At 66.5% G+C, this 16105-nt stretch carries 8 protein-coding genes and 5 pseudogenes; 1 reads left to right on the top strand and 12 read right to left on the bottom strand.

The window, feature by feature from the left end; all coding sequences use genetic code 11:
- Nucleotides 1-116: 116 nt before the first annotated feature.
- The 12 genes and pseudogenes from ACPEE0_RS20755 to ACPEE0_RS20700 form a co-directional block, all read right to left on the bottom strand.
- Nucleotides 117-902, bottom strand: a complete 786-nt coding sequence (locus tag ACPEE0_RS20755; RefSeq protein ID WP_424575193.1) for an ABC transporter permease — start codon at nucleotides 900-902, stop codon at nucleotides 117-119.
- A gap of 115 nt (nucleotides 903-1017) precedes the next feature.
- The gene (locus ACPEE0_RS20750; RefSeq protein WP_407710255.1) at nucleotides 1018-1965 is read right to left on the bottom strand and encodes an ABC transporter ATP-binding protein; all 948 of its coding nucleotides are present in this window, start codon (nucleotides 1963-1965) and stop codon (nucleotides 1018-1020) included.
- A gap of 164 nt (nucleotides 1966-2129) precedes the next feature.
- Nucleotides 2130-3626, bottom strand: a complete 1497-nt coding sequence (locus tag ACPEE0_RS20745; protein ID WP_407710256.1) for a bifunctional phosphatase PAP2/diacylglycerol kinase family protein — start codon at nucleotides 3624-3626, stop codon at nucleotides 2130-2132.
- Between the two features lie 46 nt (nucleotides 3627-3672).
- A pseudogene (locus ACPEE0_RS20740) lies at nucleotides 3673-4877 on the bottom strand (MFS transporter).
- On the bottom strand, nucleotides 4874-5647 hold the full coding sequence (locus ACPEE0_RS20735; RefSeq protein WP_424575323.1) for a DeoR/GlpR family DNA-binding transcription regulator: 774 nt from the start codon (nucleotides 5645-5647) through the stop codon (nucleotides 4874-4876). The pseudogene ACPEE0_RS20740 and the gene ACPEE0_RS20735 overlap by 4 nt, the downstream one beginning before the upstream one ends.
- 56 nt (nucleotides 5648-5703) lie before the next feature.
- Nucleotides 5704-7385 (bottom strand): annotated as a pseudogene (locus tag ACPEE0_RS20730) (ABC-F family ATP-binding cassette domain-containing protein).
- Nucleotides 7386-7474: 89 nt separating this feature from the next.
- Nucleotides 7475-9470: pseudogene (locus ACPEE0_RS20725) on the bottom strand (penicillin-binding transpeptidase domain-containing protein).
- 53 nt (nucleotides 9471-9523) lie between these two features.
- Nucleotides 9524-10979: pseudogene (locus tag ACPEE0_RS20720) on the bottom strand (phytoene desaturase family protein).
- Nucleotides 10972-12432 carry a glycosyltransferase family 87 protein gene (locus tag ACPEE0_RS20715; protein ID WP_009357097.1) on the bottom strand — a complete coding sequence of 487 codons (1461 nt, stop codon included), beginning with the start codon at nucleotides 12430-12432 and terminating at the stop codon, nucleotides 10972-10974. Before ACPEE0_RS20715 ends, ACPEE0_RS20720 begins: the two are co-directional and overlap by 8 nt.
- A gap of 63 nt (nucleotides 12433-12495) precedes the next feature.
- Nucleotides 12496-12630, bottom strand: coding sequence for a hypothetical protein (locus ACPEE0_RS20710; RefSeq protein ID WP_009357098.1), 135 nt, complete (start codon nucleotides 12628-12630; stop codon nucleotides 12496-12498).
- Nucleotides 12631-13217: 587 nt separating this feature from the next.
- Entirely contained in the window at nucleotides 13218-13802 is a 585-nt protein-coding gene (locus tag ACPEE0_RS20705) for a histidine phosphatase family protein (RefSeq protein WP_009357099.1), read from the bottom strand.
- Nucleotides 13799-15305: pseudogene (locus tag ACPEE0_RS20700) on the bottom strand (CCA tRNA nucleotidyltransferase). The gene ACPEE0_RS20705 and the pseudogene ACPEE0_RS20700 overlap by 4 nt, the downstream one beginning before the upstream one ends.
- 207 nt (nucleotides 15306-15512) lie before the next feature.
- Here ACPEE0_RS20700 and ACPEE0_RS20695 point away from each other — a divergent pair.
- The gene (locus tag ACPEE0_RS20695; RefSeq protein ID WP_424575192.1) at nucleotides 15513-16079 is read left to right on the top strand and encodes an NUDIX hydrolase; all 567 of its coding nucleotides are present in this window, start codon (nucleotides 15513-15515) and stop codon (nucleotides 16077-16079) included.
- Nucleotides 16080-16105 lie beyond the last annotated feature (26 nt).

The following is a 16105-nucleotide window of genomic DNA, read 5'->3' as shown; positions in this document are numbered from 1 at the left end:
TAGAGGTAGCGCCGGATGAGCCCGCGCCGCCGGGCCGTGAGCTCTGCGAAGGACGCGTCAGCCTGTCCGGCTGCCGCGTCCTTCCCCGGTCCTTCCTGTTCATTCGTGAGTGCAGGTCAGACGTCGCGTTTCTTGAGCACAATCAGCGCCGGCACCAGGAACACCAGCACGTAGCCCAGGAAGATCAGGCCGCCCTGCCACGGATCGATGACACCGTCCGTGTGGCCGATGGAGAGGAAGCGGCCGCCGGCCTCGCTGGGAATGTACTGCGGGACGTATTTCCAGAATTCGCCCGGAATGAGCGTCAGGAAACTGGCCGCGATGGACAGCACGAAGAAGATGCCCACCAGGACGGTGATCCCGCCGGCGGAGTTGCGGAGCAGCGTCCCCAGCGAGAGCCCGATTAGTGCCACCCCGGCAACGTAGAGCCCACCGGTGAAGATGCTGTACAGCACGCCGTCCGTGGACCAGTCGAGGTCGAACCCGATGCCCTGGAAGACCGGCATGGCGATCAGGAACGTGGCCAGGCCCGCGATGGTGGTGATGACGTAGGAGATCACGGCCAGGATGATGGCCTTGGCCACGAATGCCGGGGTGCGGCGCGGTACAGCGTTCATGGTGGAACGGATCATCCCGGTGGCGTACTCCGAAGCCATGAACAGGACCGCCAGCGAGCCAAGGACCAGGATGCCGATCTGCAGGCCGGCGTTGGGCAGGTTGTAGAGGTCGAACCCGGATCCCGGCGGGAACGTCTGCTCCATCATTTCCGGCGTCAGGGTCTGCCCCTGGTCCCTGGCGTTGCGGATCATCTCGTCCAGGAACGTGTAGCGGATCAGGACGGCCAGTGCGCCCACGCCAACGATTGCCACCAGGGTGAGGAGCAGCAGGATGCGGGTGGACATCAGGGACCAGAGTTTGATCCATTCGGAGCGCAGGACGCCGCCGAAAGTGACCCGCGGGTTCCCGCGGAAGAACGGGCCGGCGTGGCGGGGGTTGCTGTCTGGGTGCTCATCGTCCTTACTTTCCTGCCGTTGCCGGGGCTGCCACTGCGGGGCCCCCGGTCAGGTGCGAATGGTATTCCACTTCGTCCTTGGTGAGGTCGAAGTAGGCGTCCTCCAGGGAGGACAGCTGCGGGGTGAGCTCGTAGACCAGGACGCCGCTGCTCAACGCGACCTGGGCGATCTGGCGGGGTTCCAGTCCCGTCACCGTCAGGGTTTCCGGCTCGCTCTGGTCCACCGTGACGCCGTTGCCCGCCAGCAGGGACGCAAGCTGCGGGGCCGAGTCCGTGCGGACCAGGGTCCTGGCCTGACGGGTGCCGGCAATGATCTCCTTGACGGGGGCGTCAGCAATAATGCGGCCGCGCCCGATGACGATCAGGTGGTCGGCGGTTTGCGCCATCTCGCTCATGAGGTGCGAGGAGAGGAAGACGGTCTTGCCCTGGTTGGCCAGGTAGCGCACCAGGTTGCGGACCCAGAGGACACCTTCCGGGTCCAGGCCGTTGACCGGTTCGTCCAGGATGAGCGTCTGCGGGTCGCCCAGCAGGGCAGCGGCGATGCCGAGGCGCTGCCCCATGCCGAGGGAGAATCCGCCCGCTTTCTTGCGTGCCACGGCTTCCAGACCCGTCATCTCGATGACTTCGTGGACCCGCTTCTTGGGGATGCTGTGGGTGGCGGCCATGGCCAGGAGGTGGTTGTAGGCGCTGCGCCCCGTGTGCACGGCCTTGGCGTCCAGCAGGGCGCCCACCTCGTGCAGCGGCGCTTTGTGCTCCGCGTACGGCAGGCCGTTGACGGTGACGGTTCCGGACGTGGGCCGGTCGAGTCCCATGATCATGCGCATGGTGGTGGACTTGCCGGCACCGTTCGGCCCCAGGAAGCCCGTGACCTGCCCTGCCCGGACGGTAAAACTGACCCCTGCCACGGCGGTCTTCGCGCCATAGACCTTGGCCAGGTCGTGTGCCTCAATCATTGGATGTTCCTCCGGTCGGCAGCGCACGGCTGCGGATGGGTCCAGCTCGGTGGTGTACCCCTTACGCTACTGTCGCAGCGGTCCCTTTTCGCCTTCCTCAGGGATGATTCAGGGGCGAACCAGGGTAGTCCCCCTGGATGACCGGCAGCCCGGGGCGCAGCGGGTCAGGTGTGGGGCGAGTAGTAGGCCAAGGCCCTGGGGAGCACCCTGTACTCCACGCTGCGCACCCCTGCCAGGGCCTCGCCGTCGACAGCCAGGGCCATGGGTGCCCCGCCCGCGTCGATACGCACTTCCGTGGCTTCCCTCAGGTGCGTGATCCTGGAACCTGCCACCGTCCCCGTCAGGACGGACCACAGCAGTCGCAACCTGGCGAACGACTCATCCGCAGTGATCAGCCGGACGTCCAGCACGCCGTCATCCATGACGGGCCGGAGCAACGGCGCGTGGTCCCGCGGGTAATACCGGCCGCGGCCCACGTAGGCGATCCACACCCGGTGCGGCACACCGTCCACGCTCAGCGTGACGGGGGTTCCGGCGGCGAAGGTCCGGAACATGGCGATAACCCCGGCGAGGGGCTTGCCCAAAGCGGCCTGCAAGTGCTCCCGCCGCCGCACGAAGTTCGGGTACAGGCCAACGCTGGACGTGTTCAGCATGAGCAGTTCCGTCACTTCCGGCTGTCCGGGGAGCCCCCGCTCCGCCCGGACGATGCCGATGTCCGCCAGGGCTGCCTCGCCCCTCGACGCCGCCGCAACTGCTTCCTTGAGGCTGCCGGTGCCGGCATCACGGGCAAAGTGGTTCAGGGTTCCGCCGGGCAGGACCAGGAGGGGAATCGAACGTTCGACGGCGGCGGCGGCCGCTGCTCCAACGGTTCCGTCGCCGCCCCAGACTCCCAGGGCACGGGTGCCCGGCCATTCGGCTGCGGCGGTGATGGCCTCGAGGAGATCTTCCCCAGGCGGGACCGTAATGATATGCGCTTTGGGGAATACATCGCGCAGTGCCGCCGCCGTTTCCTCCCGGAAGGATCCTCCCAAGGTGTTCACCACAATGCTCAGGCCTTCCCCGCCCGGCAGTTCGGGTGCCTCGGTCCAGGTTCTCGACGTTTGCGGGAAGGGTGGCCGCACCGGCCACCAGTGCCGGGTCACGAAGGCTGCTCCCGCCCCGAGCGCTGATCCGAAGAAGACGTCCGACGGCCAGTGTGCGCCCGTGTGCACCCGGGAATAGGCCACACCAATCGCTGCGGGCGCCAGCGCGGCGCCGATGGCCGGCCGCACGAGGCCTACGCCAACGGCGAAGGCAATGGCGGATGCCGAGTGCCCTGAGGGCATGGAGGAACTGGTGGGCTGTGGATGCACAAAACGGAAGACAGGCAGGTGCTCCGGCAGGGGCCGGGTCCGGGGGAGCAGGGTCTTGAAGATTCCGTTGGTCACCGCCGACGCCACCGCCTGGGCCAGCAGTCCATGCAGTGCTGCGCGGCGGGTCTTGCTCGGAAACGCGGCCATCAGGGCTGCGACGGCCATCCAAAGTTTGCCGTGGTTGGCCGAGGCCGAGAGCCTGCGGAAGAAATCATCATGGTTTCCTCCGGGCAGGTCTGATACATGCCGCACCAGGTATCTATCGAGCCGGCCGATCCACCGGTGGCTGTGACGCCATGAGCTCCGCATGCCCCCAGACTACCCCCGCCGATGGGCATCCTCCTGCCCGTGCCGGCTAGGTGCCGTCAGCCTTGGCCGGGAGGGGTTTTGCCGCTCCGGCCAGCAGGAGCGCCAGCACAATGGGGGCCATGATGGCCAGAAGAGCGAGGTGGATCCCGGTGAGGTCGCCAAGGTAACCCAGGAGGGGCGGCCCGGCGAGGAACGATATATAGCCGAGAGTGGATACGACGGAGACCCGGGCTGCGGCGTGCTTCGGGTCGTCCGCGGCAGCGGACATACCCATCGGGAAGGCCAGCGCGGCGCCCACGCCCCATAAGGCAGCCCCCGCGGCCGCAAGCCACACATTCCCGGCGAGCACGAACAGGCCCAGGCCGGCTGCCGCCGCCGCCATGCTGGCCCTCAGGACGGCGACCCGCCCGTACTTGTCGATCACCCGTCCCCCCAGGAACCGCATCGCTGTCATAGCAAGGACAAAGAGGGCAAACATGAGGGCACCCGTGGACTCGGAGGTTCCCAGCCCGTCCACGGAGGCCTTGGCAATCCAGTCATTGCCGGCACCCTCCGTGAGGGTGGCCCCAGGACCACCACGCCAATGAGCAGCGTCCGGCTGTCCCGCCACGCAGACGGGCCCTTCGCCTGCTTTGCTTCCCCTTCGGGAGTGGCTGCGGGGACATGGGGGAGGAAGTGGCGCGGGGCGATCATGGTCACCAGTACCACCACGCCTGCGATCACCAGCAGGTGCAGGGGCAGGTCCACTCCCAGGTTGGAGAGTCCGGCCCCGATCAGCGCACCCACGAAGGCCCCGCCACTGAACGCGGCGTGGAACTGCGGCATGATGGTGCGCCGGAGTTTGTGCTCTACATCGGCGCCCTCGATGTTCTGCGAAACGTCCCACAGGCCAATGGCGATTCCGAAGAAGAAGAGCGCGATTGCCGTGCCGGGAATGGATTCAAGGTACAGGGAAAGGGCGATGCCCGCCCCGGCCGCGGCTGCCAGCAATCCGCCAAACCGGACGGTGTTTGCCGTTCCGATGCGGCCCACCACCAAACCGGCCGTGGGCAGTGCCAGCAGGGAACCGACGGCGGTGCACAGCAGCAGCGTGCCCATTTGCCCCGAGGTGATGTTCAATGTTTCGGTCACCGCCGGAATCCGGGCAGCCCAGCTGGCAAAGACCAGGCCGTTGATGCCGAAGACAAGGAAAGTCGCCACTGCGGCTGCCTTGAGTCCGGTGTCCTGGACCGTGCCCGTATTCGTGCTCATACATTCACTACTTCCACAGAGTATTCATCGAGTTGGGCGCGTTCTTCGGAGCTGAAAACCTTGTCCGTCACCATCACATCCACCCGCTCAAGGCCGGCGACCAGTACCCGGGCGTTGCTGTGCCACTTCGCGGCGGCAGCAGCGAGGATGACGCGCGTTCCCGATTCCAGCCCGGCCCGTTTCACGGCGGAATCTTCCAGGTCATGGGCCAGGAGTCCGTCCCTGGTGCTTACGGCGCAGGGCGTGATGATTGCCGTATCGAACCGCAGGGACCGGATGTTTGCCTCGGCCAGGGGTCCGCGGAAACACAGTTCACCGGGCACCACGTTTCCACCGGGGAGCAGGAGCCCGGGCCGGACGCCTGCCCCGGCGTCCTCACCGGCGGCAGCGTTCAGCGCCTGCAAGGACATGGGCATCAGCGTCAGGTCCCTGCCAGCCAGGGCACGGGCCACCTCCGTGGCCGTGCTCCCGCTGTCCAGCCAGACATGCTCACGGTCCCGCAGCAGGCCCGCAACAGCAGCCGCGATACGTCGCTTGGCGTCCTGGTCCTCCAGTTCGCGCTGCCCGTAACCGGGGTTGTCCCCGGGCCCCAGCAGGCTGCGGGCCCCGCCGTGCACCCGACGGAGCACCCCGTTGGCGGCCAGCACCTCAAGGTCGCGGCGGATGGTTGCTCCGGACGCGTTACAGGCCACAGTGAGCTCTTCGACGCTGACTTCGGCCCGCGCCCGCAGAAGGTCTGCGATTGCGCGGTGCCGCTCGTCCGTCTTCATGCTCAAATGATAGCAATTCTTGAGCAACTGATCATCGTTGTGATCATCGCTTGCCGTCAGCGGGCGCGCTCGACCCGCTTTTCGTCCCAGACGGGCTCGGCCGATTCATACACCTTGCCGTCGGAGCCGAACACGAGGAACCGGTCGAAGGTCCGTGCGAACCAGCGGTCGTGCGTCACGGCCAGGACGGTGCCCTCAAAGTGGTCGATGGCCCGTTCCAGCGCTTCAGCCGAATGCAGGTCAAGGTTGTCCGTGGGCTCGTCAAGCAGCAGCAGGGTGGCACCGCTGAGCTGGAGCAGCAGGATCTGGAACCGTGCCTGCTGCCCGCCGGAGAGCGACTCGTACTTCTGCTCCGACTGTCCGGCCAGGCCGTAGCCGTCCAAGGCACCGGCTGCGGCTTCCCGGCCCAGCCCCGAGCGGTGCTCGTCCCCGCGGTGCAGGATGTCCAGCAGCGTCTTGCCCAGAAGGTCGGGCCGCACATGGGTCTGCGCGAAGAAGCCGGGGCGGATGCGGGCCCCAGGTTTGACGGTCCCTTCATGCGGCACCTCCGCTATGTCCACGTCGGATACGGGCAGGTGCTCCCGCTCCGGGTCCGTGCCGCCGGTGGCAAGCAGCCGCAGGAAGTGCGACTTGCCGGACCCGTTGGAGCCCAGGACCCAACCCGGTCACCGAACCAGACCTCCGTGGAAAACGGCTTCATCAGCCCGGTCAGTTCCAGCCGTTCCGCAACAATGGCGCGCTTGGCCGTGCGGCCGCCCTTGAGCCGCATCTGCACGTTCTGCTCAATGGGCAGCGCCTCCGGCGGCCCGGCCTCGAGGAACTTGGCCAGCCGGGTCTGGGCTGCGTGGTACCGGTTGGCCATATCGGAGCGGAAGGCTGCCTTGTTCTTGTACATGTTGACGAGTTCCTTGAGCTTGATATGCTCCTCGTCCCAGCGTTTGCGGAGCTCCTCGAACCGTGCGTTCCGGTCTGCCCGCGCTTCCACGTACGAGCCGAATCCGCCGCCGTGGATCCATGCCGCAGCCCCGTTGATGCCGGGCTCCAGCGTCACGATCCGCCCCGCGGCATTGTTCAGCAGTTCACGGTCGTGGCTGATGAAGAAGACCGTTTTCCTGGACTCGTTGAGCTTCTCCTCGAGCCAGCGTTTGCCGGGCACATCGAGGTAGTTGTCGGGTTCGTCCAAAAGCAGCAGCTCATCCGGTCCGGCGAACAGCGCTTCGAGGACCAGCCGCTTCTGCTCACCGCCGGAAAGGCTCGACGCCGGGCGGTGCTGGGCGCGGTCAAAGGGGAGTCCCAGCGCGGCCATGCATACCTCATCCCAGACGGTCTCCACGTCGTATCCGCCGGCGTCGCCCCAATCGACGATGGCCTGGGCGTACCGCATCTGGGTGGGCTCGTCGTCGTGCTCCATCATGGCCAGTTCGGCCTCGTCCACCTCGCGGGCGGCGGCAGCCAGCGCCGGCGGGGCGGCGGAAACCAGCAGGTCGCGCACGGTGGATCCGTCCCGGACCTGTCCCACGAACTGGCGCATGATGCCCATGCTTCCGGACCGTCCGATGACGCCCTCATCAGGGGTGAGGTCTCCGGCGATAATCCGGAACAGCGTGGTCTTGCCCGTCCCGTTGGGTCCGATCAGCGCAGTCTTGGTGCCGTCCGGAACCTTGAAGGTGACCCCATTCAGCAGCTGGGTGCCGTCGGAGAGGAAATAGTCGATGCCGGAAACGTCAATATGGGCCACGCAGTCCATCTTCCCACGCCCCACCCATGAGTTTTTGCCCGGATATGGCGGTCTGACGGGCTTGGAAGCCGCCATACGTGGACAAAATTCTAGCCGGCGGCAGTCAGGAATTCCTTGAGCAGCGGCCCCGAGGTGGTTGCCCCCAGCCCGCCGTCCTCCACAAAGACGGCCACGGCAAGGTCGCCGTGCACGGCCACGATCCATGCGTGGGTCTTCGGCGGTACCTCATTGCCGAACTCGGCGGTGCCTGTCTTGGCACCGACCGGGGCCCCCGGAACCGAGGACAGGAACCCTGCGTGGCCACTGGTGACGACGGCACGCATCATGTCCGCCAGGGACGCCGCCTCCTGCGCGGTAATCGGCTGCCCGGAAGCTGGAGCAGGGGCTTCCGCCGTTGCCGTGGCCGAGGGCTGCGCGGCGGGAGCAGTGGAACCGCTGGTGGTCCCGGCAGCCGCTTCGCCGCCGTCGGGATTCAGGACGAGCTGCGGCGCAACGGGTGCACCCTTGGCCACGGATCCCGCCATCATGGCGGCGGCCAGGGGTGACAGCAGGATCTTGCCCTGGCCGATCATGGACGCGGCATGCTCGGTCCCGGAAGCCTCACCCGGGACAGATCCCAGGAAGGCCTCCGCTCCAAGGGTGGGGGCCTCCACGGCCAGTCCCATGGCCATGGCGGCAGACTCGAGCTGGCCCTGCGGGACTTTGTCCCGGGCGGCAATGAACGCAGTGTTGCAGGAGTGCGCAAAGGCGTCCCGGAGGGTGACCGAGCCCAGGGAACCCTCCGGTACCCCTCCGCATTCTTGAAGGTCCGGCCATCCACCGTGAGCGTGGGAGTGCACTCAACCTTGGATTCGGGTGTCAGGCCGTTGCGGAACATTGCCAGGGAATCGACCATCTTGAAGATCGACCCCGGCGCGTACTGGCCCAGCATGGCCGTGTTGTAGCCGTTGCTCCCCGGACCGGATGCGACAGCCAGAACGGCACCCGTCGAGGGCCGGAGGGCGACGATGGCGGAGGCAGGTCCCACCTTCGCCAGGGTGTCTTCGGCAAGCGTCTGCAGCCGGGGGTCCAGCGTGGTCTTCAGCGGTGTGCCGGACGTCGGTTCCACCTCGAACAGGACCCGCCGGGGGTCCGTTGCCGAGGACTGGATCTGTTCCCGGGTCAGGTCGGCCCGCTGGGCACGGATGACGACGGCGTCAGACCCGCGGAGCTGTTCGTCGTACTGCTGCTGCAGCCCGCCGATGCCGGTCAGGTCGCCGGCAGCGAGGGCCCCTTCGGATTCTTCGATCTGTTCCGCCGTGGCCTCACCCACGGAACCGAGTACGGCGCGGGCAAAAGACCGGGTGGGGGCCAGGGGCATGGTGGCGGGGATGGCGCGGGCACCGGGAATGGCGGCGATCTGTTCGTTGGTGATGGTGCGGCCCTCTTCCCGCAGCGTGATCGCCGGAACGAAAGCTTCGGCGCCCGAGGCCTTGACCTGTTCCGCATACACCGCGGGATCGACGCCCACCAGGGCGGCGACCTTGCCGGCCGAATCAGCAGGATCGGCGGAACCGAGCTGGGGCTTGTCGATGCCGACGTTGACCACGGGGCGATAGGTGACCAGGGGACGTCCCCGGCGCCGAGGATATCCGCACGCGGCGGCGACTGGGCGCCCTTGCTCAGGACCTCTGAATCAGCCAGGCCAGGCACCAGCGTGGCGGGGTCCCATACGGTCAGCCATTTGTCGCCGGACTTCTTGAACCTGGCCGAGACCGTATATTTCCATTCCGCCTCGCCGAACGTCCACGTGTAGTTCAGCGGCGCGGAGGCGTTGTCCCCGTCAAGGGTGAGCTCGCCGGCGGCAACGGAAGGCTTTTGGGGATCGAGGGCCGCGAAGACGGACTTGAGCTGGTCGTTGGCGGCAGCAGCATCCTTGCCGTCGAACTCCACCGAGCTGATGTCCAGGCCGGAAACGGCGATGGCAAGCTCCGCAGCTGCGGCTTCCGCTCCGCTGCGGCCGTCATCGCAGGCAACCAGTGACGTTCCCAGGATGAGCGCGGCAACAGCAACAGCAACTATCGATTTTTTTCCCCATCGCGCCATTATCCCCTGCTTTTGCCGCCGGTTTTGCCTGCATGACGGACCGCCCCGGCGGGTCAGTTGCCGCCGGCAGTATTCAGTCCCAACGCGGGTACCGGCAGCCGGAAAACGTCCTGCAAGGCATGTGTCGCCGCATGCAGGCCGGGCATTCCCGTGACGCCGGGGCCTGGCGGTGTGGCGGATGAACACAGGTAGACGCCCGGCAGGGGAGTGCGCCACGGAACGCGTGACACCACCGGCCGGCGCAACAGGCCCCGCAGGTCCATCGTGCCCACGCTGAAGTCGCCGCCGATGTAGTTGCGGTTGTAATCGGCGAGCCCGGCGGCGGTAACTGCCTTCGACTGCACCACGAGGTCGCGGAACCCGGGTGCAAAGCGTTCCAGCTGGGCGGTGACGGCTTCCGTCATGTCCCTCGTTGAATTGGCGGGGACATGGCAGTAAGTCCACAGGGTGTGGCGGCCCGCCGGCGCCCTGCCCGGATCGAACCGGGACGGCTGGGCAACAGGACGTAGGGTTTCTCCGGATGCCTGCCTGCGTTGACGTCATTCTCAGACCGGGCCAGCTCCTCCCGGGTGCCGCCCAGGTGGACGGTGCCGGCGTCGGCCAGTCCGGGCGCCTGCCAGGGACAGGTCCGGACAGGATGAAGTCCACCTTGCAGGAGCCATTGCCGTACCGGAATGACTCCAGGGAGGAGCGGTAGCGGGCCGGCACGGCATCCCCGGCCATCTTCAGCAGGCCACGCGGAGACACGTTCAGCAGGACGGCGCGTGCCTTGGGCAGGTCCGTCAGCCTGTCCACGGGTGCGCCGGTGTGGATGACACCCCCATGGGCGGTGAGGTCCTCGGCAAGGGCCGCTGCGATGGCGGCGGAACCGCCGATCGGGACGGGCCATCCCTGGGCATGGCCCAGGGCGCTGAGCATGAGGCCAGCGCCGGCTCCGGCCAGGGACGGCTGGTGGGTGATGGCATGGGACGCCACCCCGCTGAGGAGGGCGGGTGCGTACTCCTCCCGGAACCTGGCGTTCCATGCCGGTGTCCCCTGTTCCAGGGTGCGCAGGCCAAACATGACCGCCGCGAGCGGGTCCCGGGGAATCCGGTACAGCTGGTTTTGCGTGAAGTCCATGACGCCGTCGATGTTCCTGACCAAAGGCGCCATCAGCCGGCGGTATGCTGCACCGTCCCTGCCGAGCTCCGCTGCTGTGCGGTCCAGGGACCGGTACGCAAGGGCTGCGCGTCCGCCGTCCAGCGGCGAACCGTAGGAAATGTCCGGGCTGACCAGCTCCACCCGGCGGGCCAGCTCAAAAGAACGGAAGAACGGTGAGGCCAGCGCCATGGGATGCACCGCCGAGCACACATCATGGAAGTGCCCGGGCTGCATCAGTTCGGAGGTCCGCGTCCCGCCGCCAATGGAGGACGCGGCCTCGAAGACCTCCACGGACAGTCCGGCCCGGGCCATGACTGCTGCTGCGGCCAGGCCGTTGGGGCCGGCACCGACTACCACTACGTCAGGCATGCGTGGGGTCCTTTCCGGGAAGAACGGGATGTTCCGCGCGGCGCAGGCTGAGGCGGAAGCGGTCCGGCGCGCCGGAAAACGGCCCGCCATGGGGGTCATCAACGTGGTGGCGCCGGATGGGGTCGTAAGTGGGGTCGTAGATATCCCAGGTGATCCTCACCATCAGGTACGCCACGGCCACCATGTGGGCGGCCACTGCCAGGACGTAATAGGGCATGTCCAGGTTGTGCTGGGAGGAGCCTGCGCTGGTCACCTGACCAAGGTACATCCACACCGCGCCCCAGTGGAGGCCTTCAATGCCCTGCCACACCAGGAAGTCCCGCCACCGTGGCCGGGCAAGCGCGAGCAGCGGGATCAGCCACAGCACAAATTGCGGGGAGTAGGCCTTGTTGGTGAGGATAAACGCTGCCACCAGCAGGAAGGCCAGCTGGGCCAGGCGTGGGCGGCGGGGTGCCGTCAGCGCAACAAAGGCGATCCCGGCGCACAGCAGCGCAAGGAATGTCGGTGCAAGAAGGTCGACAGCCGCCGGACTCAGACCCGGCCAGCGCAGCCTGCCGGCGAGCAGGTTGTAAGCAAACCATGGGGAGCTGTAACCGGCATCGCGGTCAGCACTGAACCGGAAATAGTAGGACCAGCCACTGAAGTTGGCCGCTGCGAACGGCAGGTTCACTGCAGTCCAGGTCACGGCCGCGGCTGCGCCGGTCACCAGCAGGGGACGGTATTGGCCCGTCCGCAGGGCCAGCAGCAGGATGGCAGCAAGGACCAGCAGGGGATAGAGGTTGGTGGCGGTGGCGAGTCCGAAAAGGATGCCGGCAGGCACCAGCCGCTGCGACGCGAAAAAGTACATTCCCACCGCCACCAGGCACACTGTCCAGAGGTCCCAGTTAATGGTTCCCGCGAGGATGATCCCCGGCGCGAGTGCCACCATCGCGGCGTCCCAGGGCCGGCGGGCCGATATCCGCGCTGTTGCCAGGACCGTGACCACAGCCGCCGCGGCCAGCAAAACGGCGTTGATGTCGAAATACGCCAGGACGCGTCCTTCGGAGGCGCCAGTGCCGGGCACCAGCCAGGCGGTTAGCCCCGCCACCAGGGCTATGAGTACCGGATATTCGAACTGCCCGCCCAGGATGGGGAAGGCGCCGTCCGCCAGGCCGCGGCTCCGGAACAGCTCGGGGAAGTCCGAATAGCAGGTGGCATAGAAGTGTGTGGGCGGCTCCCAGCCGTTGGCGCGGCAGTACCCCTTAAGCAGGACTCCTGCCAAGGCTGCGAGAACGGCCAGGAGTACCAGGACCCGCTCCACGGTGAAAGGACCCGGAGAAACCACGCCCGGCTCGGATCTGCGCCCCATGGGACCGCCGGCTACCTCGGTGAAATTCCGCAACAGGACGTCGCTGCGGCTGGGAACCACCAGCCGCGACCGTGCCCGGTTCCCCGCAGGCTGGCTTTCCTCCATGCAATCGAGCTTACCGGTGTGCCTGTGGTCTGGGGCGCCCCACACCACAGGCCCCCGGCGTGCTCAGCGGAGGCCGCCCATTTGCTGGTGCATCAGGACGAAGACGTCTTCCCTCTGCTGTTCCAGCAGGTCCCTGTTGAACTGCTTCCTGCCGGACAGTCGCAGAGGAAACAGCAGTTCACGGATCTTCCGGACCATGGTTTTTCACCTCCTATTGAAGGAATGCCGGTCAAAAGGCAGCCCGAAAAAAGGGCGCAGCAAATCAACCGGTAAGTAATGGGAAAATTGCAGCAACAATTAATGCAGGAAATACCGCGGGTATGGATTGGGTATTCCAGGCGTCAATAAGTGCGGGGAATGCCGCGCGCCGCAGGCAGGACTAGGTCATGCAACGGCCAGCGGGCAGGCATGGGCTGCAGAATACGGGAAGCCTAAGCCGCCACATGGAGCGGGAGCTTCTGGTTTCCCGGAATGTCCTGCCGGTCAGCCACCGCCGGTAATCAGCAGACGGCGGAGCGGCCAGGCGCTAGCAGCCCGGAAAGCCCCAGGACAGGTGCGCATTATGCGCCGAGGCCGGGGCGGCATTGATGGTGGTCTTCCGTCCGCCAGTCAAAGTCATCATTTCTCCCAACCTCCTTTTCTCCTGTTTGCCGCAATGAAAGCGTGCAGCCGGGGCGCTGACCCCTGGCAGATTGCCTTAGGGACAGGAATAAAAGTACACCACTAATCCGTGGTTGACTACCTAATTCGGGAAAACTGCAAAAAGAAATTTCAACGAGGGATTGTTAGAGGCCCCAGCGCACAATTGCGGGGGTCTTCTTGTCCCAGCCCAAGGTGCAGACTTTGGCCGTTCCAAGAATGAAATGCCGGCCCTCGGTGGGTGGCAATTCGAGCCACCGGGCAGTCAGGATCCGGGAAAAGTGTCCGTGCGCCACAATGAGCACATTGTCCATCCCCGATTCCAGGATCCGCCCAATGATCTTGTCGGCCCTTGCCGCCACTTCGTCGAGCGTCTCGCCGTTGGGAACACCGTGGGTCCAGATGAGGTAGTCGGGGTTGTCCTTGCGGATCAGGTCGGAGCTGATGCCCTCGTAGTCGCCGTAGTTCCATTCCACGGCCAGCGGCTCATGCTGTGCGTCGGGGAAGCCCGCAAGTTCGGCTGTGCGCCGGGCCCGCCGCAGGGGCGAGGTGAGCACCAGGTCGAAGTCCACGGCGTCGAGCACCTTCCGGGCCTCCACGGCCTGCTGTTCACCTTCTACCGTGAGCGGGAGGTCCGTCAGCCCGGTGTACTGGCCGCTCTTGGACCATTCGGTCTCGCCGTGGCGCAGGATCCAGAGCTGGGGGCGTGGGGCAAGGGCGGGATATGTCACTTGGTCTCCTCGGAGGGGGAAGGTTCGACGACGGCGGGAGACCCTGCGGGATCCGCTGCAGCAGGTGCCGATTCCGGCTGCCCGGCCCACCAGCGGAGCAACCGGGCCTCAGCTTCCTCCGCTGGAAGGGGTCCGTGTTCCATCCGCTCGTTGAGCAGGAACTTGTAGGCCCTGCCCACGACGGGCCCGGGCTTGAGGCCGAGCACCGCCATGATCCGGGCCCCGTCCAGGTCCGGCCGCACGGCATCCAGGGACTCCTGTTCCTTCAGGGCGACAATGCGTGCTTCAAGGTCGTCATAGGCGAAGGCGAGCCGCTCGGCCTTGCGCTGGTTCCGGGTGGTCACGTCGGACCGAGTCAGCCGGTGCAGGCGCTCCAGCAGCGGCCCAGCGTCGGTGACGTACCGGCGGACGGCTGAATCGGACCAGCCGGCGTCACCGTAGCCGTAGAAGCGCATGTGCAGTTCCACCAGCCGGGCAACAGCCTTGGTGGTGTCCTTGTCGAAGCGGAGGGTCTTCATGCGCTTGGTGGTGAGCTTGGCACCCACCATGTCGTGATGGCGGAAGCTGACCGCGCCGCCCGGTTCGAAGCGCCGCGTAGCCGGCTTGCCGACGTCGTGCATCAACGCCGCGAAGCGCAGCACGAAGTCGGGGCCGGGGACAGGGCCGTCCGCGTCCGTTTCCAGCTCCGCTGCCTGCTCCAGCACCTGGAGGGAGTGCTGGTACACGTCCTTGTGCCGGTGGTGCTCGTCGGATTCAAGGCGCAGGGCCGAGACTTCCGGGAGCACGTATCGGCCAGGCCGGTATCCACCAGCAGGTCCACCCCCACGCGGGGGCGGGCGCCGCAGATGAGCTTGACCAGCTCGTCGCGGACCCGCTCGGCCGAAATGATGGTGATGCGCTCGGCCATCCGGGTCATGGCCTCGCGGACGTCGTCGTGCACTGCCACCCCCAGCTGCGCGGCGAACCTGGCGGCCCGCATCATCCGCAGCGGGTCGTCGGAGAAGGACAGCTCGGGCGCACCGGGCGTGGCCAGAACTGAAGCGTGGAGGTCCCGCACGCCCCCGAACGGGTCCACCAGCTCGAGGGAGGGCAATTTCAGGGCCATTGCGTTAATGGTGAAATCCCGGCGGAGCAGGTCATCGGTCAGCGACGACCCGAAGGCCACCACAGGCTTGCGGGACTGCGGATCGTAGGCTTCGGCCCGGTAGGTGGTGATCTCGATCTGGAACCCGTCCTTGCGCATGCCGATGGTTCCGAAGGCGCGGCCGATGTCCCAGAAGTTGTCCGCCCACTTCTTGATCAGGGCTACCGTCTGGTCCGGCGTGGCGTCCGTGGTGAAATCAAGGTCGGGGGAGGTCCGCCCAGGAACAGGTCCCGCACCGGGCCGCCCACGAGCGACAGTTCATGCCCGGCGTCCACAAAGCGCTGGCCCAGCTCCAGGACCACCGGGTCCACCTTGAAGTCGACGGTGTGGGATTCAGTCTTGTGATGTGCGTGCGCCATAGTTACTTAAGCTTGGCAGAAACCGGCGGCCCGGCAGGCCAAAATACTGTCAAGATCCGGAGGATTCCACCTGCCGGCATGAAACTGCGTCATATGCCGTCCATGTTGTTGTCATGTTCCGGTCATCACGAACGGGCAACAGTCGTTAGAGTGGACTCCATGGCCCATCCAGTACCGAGCGCTCCAGGCAGGAGGACGAACGCACCATTGCCATCGGCGATCGGTGCGCATGTTGCCCCTGCCCCGCATTCGGCGCCGGCCTCGCTGCCCACGGTGGAGGAAGTCTCGGCCGGCGGCGTGGTGGTGGACACGTCCGACGCCGAGTTGCGGGTTGCGATTATCGCCCGCCTTAACAGGGGCGGACGCCTGGAATGGTGCCTGCCCAAGGGCCATCCGGAGGGCAAGGAAAACAATGAAGAGGCGGCGGTCCGGGAAATCGCCGAAGAGACCGGCATTGAGGGCAGCATCCTGGCACCGCTGGGCAGCATTGACTACTGGTTTACTGTCAGCGGCCACCGGGTCCACAAGACTGTGCACCACTACCTCCTGCGCGCCACGGGCGGCGAACTGACCATCGAAAACGATCCCGACCAGGAGGCCGTGGACGTGGCGTGGGTGCCCATCCAGGAACTGGCCCGGAAACTCTCCTTCCCCAATGAGCGGCGCATTGCCGACCTCGCCCGTGAGGTCCTGCCCGGACACTTACAGGGTGCCCCGGCCTCCCGTCCGCCGCAGTGTGCCTGCCGCGCTGGCGTCCGGGCGTTGCGGCGATAAGCCCCTGCGGGTGAGACGATGAACTC

Origin of the sequence: Arthrobacter sp. SD76 (assembly GCF_049726125.1) — a bacterium.
GTDB lineage: Bacteria > Actinomycetota > Actinomycetes > Actinomycetales > Micrococcaceae > Arthrobacter > Arthrobacter nitrophenolicus.
Note: the sequence above shows the minus strand (reverse complement) of the source record. Positions and strands in the feature narration are given on the sequence as shown.

Coding starts and splice junctions, on each gene's coding strand:
- ACPEE0_RS20755 (WP_424575193.1), bottom strand. CDS start 902: ATGTCCACCCGCATCCTGCTGCTCCTCACCCTGGTGGCAATCGTTGGC.
- ACPEE0_RS20750 (WP_407710255.1), bottom strand. CDS start 1,965: ATGATTGAGGCACACGACCTGGCCAAGGTCTATGGCGCGAAGACCGCC.
- ACPEE0_RS20745 (WP_407710256.1), bottom strand. CDS start 3,626: ATGCGGAGCTCATGGCGTCACAGCCACCGGTGGATCGGCCGGCTCGAT.
- ACPEE0_RS20735 (WP_424575323.1), bottom strand. CDS start 5,647: ATGAAGACGGACGAGCGGCACCGCGCAATCGCAGACCTTCTGCGGGCG.
- ACPEE0_RS20715 (WP_009357097.1), bottom strand. CDS start 12,432: ATGGAGGAAAGCCAGCCTGCGGGGAACCGGGCACGGTCGCGGCTGGTG.
- ACPEE0_RS20710 (WP_009357098.1), bottom strand. CDS start 12,630: ATGGTCCGGAAGATCCGTGAACTGCTGTTTCCTCTGCGACTGTCCGGC.